This is a genomic window from Paenarthrobacter sp. NPDC090520 (assembly GCF_044769205.1).
Lineage (GTDB): Bacteria > Actinomycetota > Actinomycetes > Actinomycetales > Micrococcaceae > Arthrobacter.
Genome location: NZ_JBIVXM010000001.1, coordinates 279,775 through 291,912 on the forward strand (window position 1 = coordinate 279,775; position 12,138 = coordinate 291,912).

Here is a 12,138-nt window from a genome sequence, read left to right on the forward strand (position 1 = left end):
GAGGGTTGTGGGGGAGGCTGGCTTTTGCCAGCCTCCCTTTGCTGTTCAGGGACCTCCCAGGTCCCTGCCCGGCAGTCCCCCGGATACGGGGAACCCGCGTCTCGTCGGGTAGCCTTGACCAGTAGACGTGGGCACTTCTGTGCCCGCACGCCAATACACAGGAGAGTTTGTGAACGCTGATCTCGTCGTCGTCGGCTCGGGTTTCTTTGGCCTGACCATTGCAGAACGCGCCGCTACCGAGTTGGGGCTGAAGGTCGCGGTGCTTGATCGCCGCCACCATATTGGAGGAAACGCCTACAGCGAGAATGAAGAGAAGACGGGAATCGAGGTCCACCGCTACGGCGCGCACCTCTTCCACACGTCCAACGAACGTGTTTGGGACTACGTGAACAACTTCACCAAGTTCACCAGCTACCAGCACAAGGTGTACACCAGCCATAAGGGCGAGGTGTACCCCATGCCCATCAACCTGGGCACCATCAACCAGTTCTTCCGTTCCGCGATGAGCCCGGCGGAGGCCCGTGCCCTGATCAACGAACAGGCCGGCGAGCTTGCCGGAACGGACCCGCAGAACCTCAACGACAAAGGCATCCAGCTTATTGGGCGACCGCTGTATGAGGCATTCATCAAGCACTACACGGGCAAGCAGTGGCAGACGGATCCCAAGGACCTGCCCGCAGAGATCATCTCCCGGCTCCCCGTCCGCTACAACTACGACAACCGGTACTTCAACGACACCTACGAGGGCCTTCCGGTTGACGGCTACACGGCATGGATCGAGCGGATGGCGGACCACCCGAACATCGAGGTCATCCTGAACACCGATTTCTTCGACGACGGCGAATTTGGCCGCTCCTCCGTCCTGGGCCAGGTTCCGGTTATCTATACGGGACCCGTGGACCGGTACTTCGACTACGCGGAGGGCGATTTGTCCTGGAGGACCATCGACCTTGAAGAAGAAGTTCTTCCCATTGAGGACTTCCAGGGCTGCGCCGTCATGAACTATCCGGACGAAGATGCCTCCTTCACCCGCATCCACGAGTTCCGTCACTTCCACCCCGAGCGGGACTACACGAAGGACGCCACAGTCATCATGCGGGAATTCTCGCGCTTTGCGGAGAAGGGCGACGAACCCTACTACCCCGTGAACACTTCCGATGACCGCAGCAAGCTGCTTGCCTACCGCGACCTGGCACGCGGCGAGAAGTCGGTGCTGTTCGGCGGCCGGCTCGGAACCTACAAATACCTGGACATGCACATGGCCATTGGCTCTGCGCTGTCCATGTTCGACAACAAGATCAAGCCGCACTTCACGGGCGGCGCCAAGCTGGAAAGCGGTGGAGTGGACGCATGACCGCCACGACTAACGAAAGCCAGGAGACTTCCATGACCGTTGCCCAAGCCGAGGCCGGCGACCAGGACCTTCGGATCGTCCAGCGCGTGGTCTTCCCCGCCAACCGGGACCTCGACACCCTGCCTCTGTACGTTGACCCCGACACGAACAAGGTCCGCAAACAGGACGAGAACGGCACAGCGGTCATCCAGGCCGTCGGCATGGCCCGCAAGCTTCACCCGGAAGACATCCTGGACCGTGGCTCCGTTCAGGTCCGGAGGGGCGAGCGACTCTCCTTTGGCTCGTACTTCAATGCTTTCCCGGCCAGCTACTGGCGCAAATGGACCATTGCCACCAAGACGGTCCTGCACATCGAAACCGAAGGCGAAGGCACGGTGATCGTGTATCGCTCCAACGCCAGGGGAGCCTCGCAGCGCGTGGACTCCATCCTGGTGGAGGGCCAGGCGTCCAACGACGTTGAACTGACCCTTGCGCCCTTCGGAGACGGCGGCTGGTACTGGTTCGACCTGATCGCCGGCGGCGACGGAATGACGCTGAAGAATGCCCACTGGGCCGTTCCGTCCGAGGGCCGTCCGCAGGGCAAGGTGACCCTTGGTGTCACCACCTTCAACCGTGCGGACTACTGCCTCGAGACCATCAAGTCGATCGACGCCGACGCCGGACTTCGCCAGATCCTCGCCGAGCTGATCATCGTGGACCAGGGCAACAAGAAAGTCGCCGACGAGGACGGGTTTGATGCCGTTGCAGCCTCCATGGGAGACCAGCTGCGCATCATCAACCAGGGAAACCTCGGCGGTTCCGGCGGTTTCGCCCGGAACATGTACGAGACCCTGGTCACCGACAAGAGCGACTACGTCATGTTGCTCGACGACGACATCGAACTGGAAACCGAGGGCGTACTGCGCGCAGTTGCCTTCGCCGACCTCTGCCGCAAGCCAACGATCGTTGGCGGCCACATGTTCGACATGTACAACAAGTCGGTGCTCCACGCCTACGCCGAAGTCGTCAACTTCTACCGGTTCCTCTGGGGTCCGGTCGAGGGCCTTGGCAACCACGACTTCTCGGCTGAGGGGCTGCGTTCCACGCCGCTCCTGCACCGTCGCTGGGATGCAGACTACAACGGCTGGTGGATGTGCCTGATTCCGAAGGCGGTCATTGAGAAGATCGGCCTTTCGCTGCCCGTCTTCATCAAGTGGGACGATGCTGAGTACTCCCTGCGTGCCCGTGCCGCCGGGTTCCCGACAGTCACCCTTCCCGGTGCAGCCGTCTGGCACGTTTCCTGGGCTGACAAGGACGACTCCGTGGACTGGCAGGCCTACTACCACGAGCGCAACCGCCTCATCGCGACGCTCCTGCATTCCCCGTTCCCCAAGGGCGGACGAATCTTCCGGGAAAGCCTGAACACCGATATCAAGCACCTCGTGTCCATGCAGTATTACCCGGAGCAAGCGCGCATCATGGCCCTCAAGGACGTCCTTGAGGGACCGGGCAAGCTCCACGAGCAGTTGCCCACAACCATGCCCAAGCTCCGGGCCATGCGCGAGGACTTCGTCGACTCACAGGTTAAGACCGATCCGGGAGCGTTCCCGGAGGTGTTCCGGAAGCGTCCCCCGAAGAAGCCCCAGACGTACAAGCAGCCGGGTGCCCTCGGCCTCCTTCCGTGGGCAGTTAAGACTGTCCTGAAGCAGACCATCGCACCGGTCCGCGAATCGGCCGGAACCAACCCCGAAGCCCACGTGGCGCACCAGGACGGCAAATGGTGGAGCCTTGCGCACCTTGACAGTGCCGTCGTGTCGAACGCTGACGGCACGGGTGCTTCCTGGTACCGGCGTGATCCGAAGCTTGTCCGCCGTATGCTTGTGGAAAGCGCCCAACTCCACGCTCAGCTCTTCTCGAACTGGGAGGCCCTGCGCGCAGAGTACCGCGAGGCCTTGCATGAGATCACTTCGATGGATTCATGGCGCGATACCTTCGACGCTTCGGAGCCCAAACAGTAGCGATGGCCGAGTCGACTGATACATATGCTGTTCCCGGGGTTGGTGCCGGGCTGCTGGATGTCTTCCGGCGCCGGTATCTCCTCAAACTGATCGTCCGCAAGGAACTGCGGGTCCGCTACCGGGGTTCCGTGCTGGGACTGGCCTGGTCCTATGTCAAACCCCTGGTCCAGTACTTGGTCCTGTTCCTGGCCCTGGGCATTGTCCTTCGGGTGGGGGACCAGATCCCCAACTACGCCCTGTACATGTTCTCGGGCGTGATCGTGGTGAATTTCTTCACCGAAGCGTTTTCCAATGCCACGCGCTCCATTGTGTGGAATGCCGCCTTGGTGAAGAAGATCTACCTCCCGCGGGAACTGTTCCCGGTGGCTTCGGTCTGGGTTGCCGCGGTGCACTTCCTGCCGCAGCTGGTGGTCCTGTTGGCGGCAGCGCTGCTCAACGGGTGGCACCCGGACGCCCTCCAGCTTTTCGGAGCGTTGCTCGGTTTCATCATCGTCGCCGTCACGGCCACCGGCCTGGGGCTGCTCGCCGGTGCCATCAACGTGTTTTTCCGGGATGCCGAGAACATCGTGGACATGCTCATGATGGTTGTTACCTGGACGTCCCCGGTCCTTTATGACTGGACCATGATCCGCCGCCTTGCTCCCGATTGGGCGCTGACGATCTACCAGCTGAACCCGGTGACCGTTGCCGTGGAATTGTTCCACTGGGCCTTTTGGTACCCGACCGTCACGAAGCCGGTTGAATTGCCGCCGCATCTCCTCATGACTGGTTTCGCCGGGCTGGGGATGGCCGCTGTGTTCCTTATCATTGGCCAGCTGGTGTTCCGCCGGCTTGAGGGCCACTTTGCGCAGGAGGTCTGAGTGGGCGCCGCAATCATCGTCAAGAACCTGAAGAAGACCTTCAACCTCCGCCATTCACACTCCATGAAGGAGACGCTGGTTTGGCTGGTCAAGGGTCGCAAGGGCGAGCTGACCAAGAAATTCGACGCCCTGCATGACGTGAGCTTCGAGATCCAGCCGGGCGAGACGGTTGCTTTGCTGGGCTTCAACGGCTCGGGCAAGTCAACGTTGCTGAAGCTGATTTCGGGCGTGATCCTGCCGGACAAGGGGACGGTCCGTACCAAGGGCCGGGTTGCCGGCCTGATCGAAGTTGGCGCCGGGTTCCACCCGGATCTCTCGGGACGCGAGAACGTCTTCCTGAATGCTGCGATCCTTGGGATGACCGAGGAAGAAATCAATGCGAAATTCGACGAGATCGTCGCATTTTCGGAGATCGAGCAGTTCATCGACACGGAAGTGAAGTTCTACTCTTCGGGCATGTTCCTGCGCCTGGCCTTTGCCGTGGCGGTGCACACCCAGCCGGATATCTTCCTTGTGGACGAGATCCTTGCGGTGGGCGACGAACCGTTCCAGCGCAAATGCCTGGCGAAAATCAAGCAATTGTCCGATGAGGGCCGCACCCTTGTGGTGGTCAGCCACGACCTGGACATGATCGCCCGCATTTGTGACAGGGGAGTAGTCCTTTCGTCCGGTACCGTGCAATTCGAAGGTCCAGCAGACCAAGCCGTGGCTTGGTTGAGGGAACGCAACTAGTCCGGCCTCCAACTGCATAAGTCGTCTGTCACCGGATGGCTGGTGGAAGCATCTAAGAAAGGCGACCGTAGGAATGGCTATCGGCCCTCTGCTGTTGTGTGTACTCCTGATCGTTGTGCTGTGGTGGGGTCCCGGCTGGCTGCTCGGGGAGGCACTGGGAGTCCGTCGGACCATCTTGCCGGTGGTTGCGCCGTTGTTGGGAATGGGTGCCCTGACGGTCATCGGCGTCATGGGCCATGGGCTGGGCATGAGCTGGCAACTGCTGCCTGTCGCTGGCGTGCTGGTGATTCTGGCCGGAGTTCTTTTGGCCTTGCGCCTGACGCTGCAGCGTCGGTTCCCTGCCAGGTTCGGGTTGCCGGTCCCGGCCGGTCCCGGAATTTTCGGCAAACACCACATTTCGGGAGCTTGGTGGATCCTGCTTGCCGGCCTGGTGGCCGGCGGAGCTGTGGCGGCAGTGTCCTGGACTGTTGGTACCGAGGGGCTCCTTGGCATCAACCAGGACTGGGACATTCCCTGGCACGCCAACATGATCCGCTTGATCTCGGTGAACCACGAGTGGGATCCGGGCATCGCGGGTAACTTTGCCTACTACGACACGTCCATTGCCGATGCGCCGATCCGCAGCTATCCCATAGCGTTCCATGCTTTGCTGTCCCTGGTATGGCCCCTGACCGGCGTGAGCATCCCTGTTTTCCTGAACGTCTTCGTTTTGGTCTTGATGGCGGTCCAGTTGCCGCTGAGCACCATGGCCTTGACCATGGTGGTAACGCGCCGTCCGATTGCCGTCGCTGCTGCGGGAGCCGTGTCCGGTTGGTTTACCGTCTATCCCTACGACCTCCTGTGGCGTGGTCCACTGATTCCGTTCTTCGCCGGCATGCTGCTGGTGGGTCCCTTCGCTTTCCTTGCCATCAAAGGGGCGCTGGAGGGCCGGAAGTTCTGGATCCCCGGGATCGCCTTCGGTGCCGTGGGCCTGATTGCCGTCCACCCCTCCCTTGCATTCGTCGTTTTGCCGTTGCTGGTCTTCTGGTTCCTTTCGGCAGCGATCAGGCGAAGGGGCCGGATCCTTGGCATCACGGTCTACCTGGCAGTTGCCGGAGTGCTCGCCGCCGTGCTTGGCCTGCCGATCATCCAGCAGATGCTCAAGGAGTCCGAGCGCGTCTCCAAGATGATGTGGGCGCCGGATACCGACCGCAACGGGGCCATCCAGAACATCATCTTCCTGCACCATGGATCCATTGCCATGCCGATCCTCACCGTCCTGGTGGCCTTGGGCTGCCTGGCCGTGGTGCTCCGTATCCGCATGTGGTGGTATTTCGGGCCGGTCCTGGCGTTCGCTTTCCTTTCGGTTTACACCATGGGCAGTGAGAGTCCCCGGTTCCTGAACCTGACGGCTCCCTTCTACGATGACCAGTGGCGGATCTTCGGTATCCTCGTGATGCTGCTGGTGCCGTTGGCGGGCCTGGGCGTTGCCCAGGCCGCCGAGGCAGTCGAATGGCTGGCAGGCAGGATCCGTGCGCGGCGATCGTCGCCGTCGGATGACGGCAGTGGCGCACGACGGCGGCCCAGTCGCCTGGTCACGGTGGCTGCGGCGTTCGTCGTGCTGTTGGCCGCGGGAATCGGGGCCACGCCGTACTTCCAGCAGAACGCGGAGCGGATCAACATCAACACCAAAGTGGATGGCGCCACGCTGAGTGCTGCGGAGGTGGATCTCCTCAGCAAGATGGACCAGTACGTCCCGCAGGATGCCACGGTCCTCAACGATTCGTGTGACGGTTCAGTATGGATGTACGCCCTGGGCAACCGCATGCCCATGATCCGGCACTTCGAGGTCCTTCCCACCAACAGGCAGCTTCTGGTCCTGCAAAAACTTCCGGAACTGGCCACTGACGCCCAAGCGCGTGCGGCGGCTTCCGAGCTCGGCATCGAGTGGGTTTACATAGCTGACGGACGCATCCGCGCCTGGGATGAACCAAAGCCCGGCCTGACCCAGCCGGATTCCATCCCGTACCTGAAGCTGGTCACGCGCGAAGGCAACGCCGCGCTCTACCAGATCGACTGGTCCCAGTTGCCCGGCGGCAAGGAAGCCTTTGACGCCGACGCCAAGGACAGGGTCCAGCTTGACGGCGTGCCGGGCATCCTCGAAAACCGGAACCCTGACGGCATTGCCCCGCTCGGAAGGATTTGCTGACCATGAAGGCATTCATCGCTAAGTTCCTGGCGTCGAGCCTTTTCAGGTTCCTTTTGATCGGTGGCCTGAGTTTCCTGGTTGACCTGGGACTGCTCGCACTGTGTTTCCAGGTCTTTGGCTGGCCACTCTGGCTCGCCACGGGCGCCGGATTCTGGGGGAGCTTCTTCTTCAACTACTTCCTTCAGCGGCATTTCGCTTTCGGCGGCGGAGGCACGGCCATTGGCGGCGTGCTCCGTTACTCGGGGCTCCTGGCTTTCAATACCCTGGCAGTCATGGGAATCGTGGAACTCTTCCAGTTCCTTGGCGCGGGCTACGTTGCCGGTAAAGTGGTGGCGACCGCGGTGACCATGGCCTGGAACTACTTCATTTACAAGCACTGGGTCTTCCCGCAGAAGAAGCACGCGAAGGACTCCAGCCACAAGACCGATGGCGCGACAGACACCGACGCGCCACCACCGAACCTCACACCAAAGAGCAGCGAAGGATAAGCGATGTATCGAGGCGTTCGAATTGCCGCGGTAGTACCGGCCTACAAAGAAGAGAACCATATCGCGCAGGTCATCCAGACCATGCCGGAGTTTGTCGATTACATCGTCATCGTCGATGACTGCAGCCCCGACGACACCTCCGGCGCTGCCCGGCGCGCCGACGACGGCAGGGTCACCCTGATCCGTCACGAGGTCAACCAGGGCGTCGGCGGCGCTGTCCTGACCGCGCACAAGGCTGCGATGGAGCTCGGTGCCGACATCAACGTCGTCATGGCCGGCGACGCCCAGATGGACCCGGAGTACCTTCCCCAGTTGCTTGATCCCGTGGTGGACGGCTACGGGTTCGCGAAGGCCAACAGGTTCTTCTCCGGTGAATCCTTCGCAGGAATGCCCGGCTACCGGATCTTCGGCAACATCGTCTTGTCCTTCATGACCAAGCTTGCCTCCGGTTACTGGCACATCTTCGATCCCCAGAACGGTTACACCGCGATCCGGACAGAGGTTCTTCGCCGCCTGCCGATGAACAAGGTGGCGGCCCGTTACAGCTTCGAGAACGACCTCCTGATCCACTTGAACATCCTGGATGTGCCGATCGTCGACGTTCCGATTCCGGCTGTTTACGGAAACGAAGTCTCCAGCATCAAGCTGCGCAAGGTCATTCCGGAACTGTTGGCCATGTTGTTCGGTGGCTTCTGGCGCCGGGTCTGGTGGAAATACATGGTGTGGTCCTTCTCCGCCGTGGCCTTGCTCCTGATCGCCGGACTCGTCCTGATCGCCATGGGGCTCGGCGTTGGTGCCTGGGTCCTCGCTGCCAGTGTCGGGTCGCCGACGGCGGGGTCGGTGATGCTTGCTGTGGTGCCCTTTGTGCTGGGTGTTCAGATGCTGCTGGTCTCGCTCCAGCTGGACATCCAGGCCAGCCCTGACAGGCCAACCATGCATCCCATGAAGGAACGTGCCTGATAACGCACCAAAAACGGCCCGGACGCAGTGACTGCGTCCGGGCCGTTTTCTTATGAGCCACAGGGCAGGTAGCCCCGTCCTGCCCTATGTGGCTCTGGTCAGGGGAGCGATGTGAAGCCTCCCCATCCCCATCCGACCTGGCTGCGGGACAGCCAGCCGGACGTTCCATTGCCCGGATAGAGGAACAGGTTGCCACCGGCGTCCCGGGCCAGGACGTCGTTCTTTCCGTCCCCGTTGAAATCACCGGGGCCCAGGATGGCAGTCATCGAGGACCAGCCACTGCCCACTTGCACCCTGCTGAGCCAGCCGCCGGTACCGTTGCCCGGGTACAGCCAGAGGATGCCGGAGGTGTCCCTGGCCAGCACATCTGTTTTCCCGTCACCGTTGAAGTCGCCCGTGCTCAGGATGGCGTTCATGGCGTTCCAGCCCGAGCCGACTTGTGTCACAGTGCCGAAGCCGCCAGTCCCGTTCCCGCGGTAGAGCCAGAGGGCGCCGGCGGAGTCCCGTGCGAGGAGGTCTGCTTTGCCGTCGCCGCTGAAGTCGCCCGGCGCCAGGATGAGCGTCATGGCGTTCCAGCCTGTTCCGGCCTGGATCCGCGGTTGGAGTCCACCGGCACCGTTTCCGGGGTACAGCCAGAGGACACCGTTGGCGTCCCGGGCCAAGACGTCGCTGCGGCCATCACCGTTGAAGTCCTTGGTGGGAACGATCGCGGTGAGCGAGTTCCACCCCGTTCCGAGGGACTTCTGGGTCAACCATCCGCCGGCCCCGTTGCCCGGGTAGAGCCAGAGCGTGCCGCCGTTATCGCGGGCAATCACATCGTTCTTGGCGTCCCCGGTGTAGTCCTTCCAGGTGTTGGCCGGTGGGGCTGCCACGGTGTAGGCCTGGCTGACGATTGCCGAACTGTTGTTGGCCGGATCCACCGCGAAGTACTTCAGCGTCATGGCCGCGGTCAGCGTGATCGGCGTGGAGTACTTGTTGGCGGCCGTGGCCGTCGGATTGGTCCCGTTGGTGGTGAAGTAGATGCTGGAGCCGGCTTCATTGGCCGTCAGCGTGATTTGCTGGTTGGCAGGGTAACTGCCTGCGGCCGGATTGGCTGTGACCACCGGTGGCGTTGTATCCAGCACTGTGTAGGTGGTGGACTGGACAGCTGAGGTGTTGCCGTAGGCGTCCACGGCGAGGGATTTCACGGTGGTGTTACCCGTCAGCGCGAACGGCGCGGTGTAAGCCTTGGTGCTTCCAGTGGCTGCCGTGCCAGGCGTGGTGCCGTCGGTGGTGTAGAAGATGCTGCCGGCCTCGCTGGATGTCATCGTCACGAGTTGGCCGGAGGGATAGCCACCGGCCGCCGGGGACACCGTCAGCACAGGCGCCGTGCTGTCCACCGTGTAGGCCTGCGTGGCGACGGCCGAGGAGTTGCCGGCCGTGTCTTTGGCGAAGTACTTCAGGGACATGGTCTGCAATGGCAGGGGTGCCGTGTACACGGAGCTGGCGACAGTGGGGGTGCTTCCATCAGTGGTGTAGTAGATGGTTGCAGCCTCGTTGACGGACAGGGTAACGGTCTTGTTGGGACCGTAGGTGCCGCCCGCTGGATTGACCGAAACCACCGGAGCCGTGGTGTCCGCAGCGGACACCGTTACCGTTCGGGTGGCTGTGGACGTATTTCCTGCTGCGTCCCTGGCCTCGACCGTGAACGTTGCCGTTCCGTTGGGCAGGTTGGTGTACGCCTTGGGCGACGTACATTCAGTGAAGGCATTGTTGCCGAGCTTGCAGCGGTAGCCTGCGATGTCGCTTGACGTCGACGTGAAGACGAACGACGGCGAGGCGCCCACCGTTGCTCCCTGCGCCGGTGAGGTGATGCTCACCTGGGGAGCGGTCAGGTCTGCCGTCACTGTCACCGAGGCGACGGGGCTGACGTTTCCGGCCATGTCTGTGGCCCTGACCCGGATCACATGCTGGCCTGCCGTGGCAAGGTTCAGTGTCTGCGCATTGGCGCAGGCCGTAAACGCGGTAGTGGAATCAATGGAGCAGGAAAGTGCTGAGTCCGGATCCGACGTGACCCCCAGAACCGGAGAGCCGTTGATCGTTGACCCGTCAGCCGGTGCGGTGATGACCGGCGCCTTCGGAGCCGTCAGGTCGATGGTGAAGGAACGGGAAACCGGAACGCCGGATGGTGCCGCCCTGACGGAGAAGGTGTAGGCGCCGGCCGCCAAGGCGGTGGCGGGCGTAAAGCTTCCGCTGGTGCAGCCGTTCCAGACCGGTGCGGCCGTGCTCAGCTGCAGGCTGCAGTCGAGGGCGCCGCCCGGAGGCGTCGAGGCCACAGTGAAGGTGGGCGTGGAGTCGTTGGTGAAGGCGGGGTTGGCCGCCTGGGTGCCGTTTGCCGCCGTCGGGCCGCTGACGATGGACGGCACGATGCCGCCGAGGCTCTGCAGCCTGCCCTGTCCGCTCGGCTTGGCCGGGTCCAGTTGGCCGGGATCGTCCATGACCAGGACCTTGCCGTCCCGCATGGTGATGCCGCCGACCTTGCTGAAGCCAAGCGCCCACTGGTTGTCCACAGAGTCGTTGCTCAGGTCGATCCGGGAAATGGTGTCCTTGCCGGCATCGGAAATACCGGTGCCTCCGCCGGTCCCGGTGTAGAGCACCAGGGGCGTCTGCCAATCGTAGTAGATGGCCGTCGGCTTGCCGACGTTGTACAAGGCTGTTGGTACGTAGTTGGTCAAGACGCCATCGTCCGGTGCAGTGAAGACTGTCAGGCCCGATGTTTCCGCGACATACACTACGACGTTGCCGCCGCTGTTGCGGTGGGTTGCCGCGATCCCCAGCGAGCTGGAATTGACAGAGGCAATGGACTCGATGCTGGGGTGGAGTGCCGTTGGATCGACGATCTTGACGATGGACCTGGCATTGGCAAAGGACAAGTAGATGTTGCCGTCAGGACCGTCGCTGGCAGCGTTCGGCCGGAGGTCACCATCGAAAATGGTCAGCTGGCTCTTGTAGTTGAAGACGCTGCTCCCTGCGTTCCACACGGCACGGTATACCTCGGAACTTCCGACGGCGGCATCCGGAATGAACGCGATTTCGTCACCACTGCCCGGGTTGCCCGGCGTTGGATCGATGATTGCCGGGGTGCCGGCGAGGGCGGGCCCAGTCTTATGGCCGGTGAGGGTTCCGCCGAGGCACGTGCTGGTTTCGAGGCCGCCATTGGTTGCACCGGCCGTCTCGGTGACACGGCAGAAGCCGGCCCTGGAATCGGATACCCAGATCCGGCCCTTCGGGTCGACGACTGCGCCGGCAGCCTTGGTCAGGCCAACGGCCACGGTTTGGCGGGCCTGGTCAGCTGCGGCGGGTCCAGCTGCCAGCATTCCCGTCAGTGCCGCCGTGGCAAGGCTTGCTGCTGCAACGACGGCGGTGGCTTTCCGACGCCGGAGCCGTTCGCCCTTGGTCCCCAAGGCAGTATGGCGGGAGGTTTCATGAGAGGTTCTTGAGCGACCGGAGAGGGCAAGGCATGCCAAACCAAGCTGAAGAACACTGCGATTGCGCGTGTCCACCGAGGGATCCCCACTTC

Annotated in this window: 8 protein-coding genes; 7 read left to right on the plus strand and 1 reads right to left on the minus strand. The window is 62.4% G+C overall.

What is annotated here, in order from left to right; all coding sequences use genetic code 11:
* Positions 1 to 169: 169 nt before the first annotated feature.
* The 7 genes from glf to ACIQTZ_RS01405 all read left to right on the plus strand — a co-directional run bounded on the left by glf (position 170) and on the right by ACIQTZ_RS01405 (position 8,579).
* The gene (gene glf / locus ACIQTZ_RS01375; protein WP_400269810.1) at positions 170 to 1,354 is read left to right on the plus strand and encodes a UDP-galactopyranose mutase; all 1,185 of its coding nucleotides are present in this window, start codon (positions 170 to 172) and stop codon (positions 1,352 to 1,354) included.
* Positions 1,351 to 3,351 carry a glycosyltransferase gene (locus tag ACIQTZ_RS01380; RefSeq protein WP_402976853.1) on the plus strand — a complete coding sequence of 667 codons (2,001 nt, stop codon included), beginning with the start codon at positions 1,351 to 1,353 and terminating at the stop codon, positions 3,349 to 3,351. The genes glf and ACIQTZ_RS01380 overlap by 4 nt, the downstream gene beginning before the upstream one ends.
* Before the next feature lie 2 nt (positions 3,352 to 3,353).
* Positions 3,354 to 4,211: an ABC transporter permease gene (locus ACIQTZ_RS01385; RefSeq protein ID WP_400329907.1), complete on the plus strand. Its 858-nt coding sequence runs from the start codon at positions 3,354 to 3,356 to the stop codon at positions 4,209 to 4,211.
* Positions 4,212 to 4,943, plus strand: a complete 732-nt coding sequence (locus tag ACIQTZ_RS01390; RefSeq protein WP_402976856.1) for an ABC transporter ATP-binding protein — start codon at positions 4,212 to 4,214, stop codon at positions 4,941 to 4,943. It abuts the gene before it with no gap.
* A 73-nt stretch (positions 4,944 to 5,016) separates the two neighbouring features.
* Positions 5,017 to 7,131 (plus strand): DUF6541 family protein, encoded by a 2,115-nt coding sequence (locus tag ACIQTZ_RS01395; RefSeq protein WP_402976859.1) that lies wholly within the window; start codon positions 5,017 to 5,019, stop codon positions 7,129 to 7,131.
* Positions 7,132 to 7,133: 2 nt separating this feature from the next.
* Positions 7,134 to 7,619 carry a GtrA family protein gene (locus ACIQTZ_RS01400; protein ID WP_400329911.1) on the plus strand — a complete coding sequence of 162 codons (486 nt, stop codon included), beginning with the start codon at positions 7,134 to 7,136 and terminating at the stop codon, positions 7,617 to 7,619.
* Between the two features lie 3 nt (positions 7,620 to 7,622).
* Complete coding sequence (locus ACIQTZ_RS01405; protein WP_402976863.1) at positions 7,623 to 8,579, plus strand: glycosyltransferase family 2 protein; 957 nt, start codon at positions 7,623 to 7,625, stop codon at positions 8,577 to 8,579.
* A 98-nt stretch (positions 8,580 to 8,677) separates the two neighbouring features.
* Here ACIQTZ_RS01405 and ACIQTZ_RS01410 read toward each other — a convergent pair whose 3' ends face one another.
* On the minus strand, positions 8,678 to 12,022 hold the full coding sequence (locus tag ACIQTZ_RS01410; protein WP_402976866.1) for a chitobiase/beta-hexosaminidase C-terminal domain-containing protein: 3,345 nt from the start codon (positions 12,020 to 12,022) through the stop codon (positions 8,678 to 8,680).
* Positions 12,023 to 12,138: the final 116 nt, after the last annotated feature.

Bases quoted from the DNA above. Each gene is read 5' to 3' on its own strand.
- ACIQTZ_RS01380 (WP_402976853.1), top strand. From the start codon at position 1,351: ATGACCGCCACGACTAACGAAAGCCAGGAGACTTCCATGACCGTTGCC.
- ACIQTZ_RS01385 (WP_400329907.1), top strand. From the start codon at position 3,354: ATGGCCGAGTCGACTGATACATATGCTGTTCCCGGGGTTGGTGCCGGG.
- ACIQTZ_RS01395 (WP_402976859.1), top strand. From the start codon at position 5,017: ATGGCTATCGGCCCTCTGCTGTTGTGTGTACTCCTGATCGTTGTGCTG.
- ACIQTZ_RS01400 (WP_400329911.1), top strand. From the start codon at position 7,134: ATGAAGGCATTCATCGCTAAGTTCCTGGCGTCGAGCCTTTTCAGGTTC.
- ACIQTZ_RS01405 (WP_402976863.1), top strand. From the start codon at position 7,623: ATGTATCGAGGCGTTCGAATTGCCGCGGTAGTACCGGCCTACAAAGAA.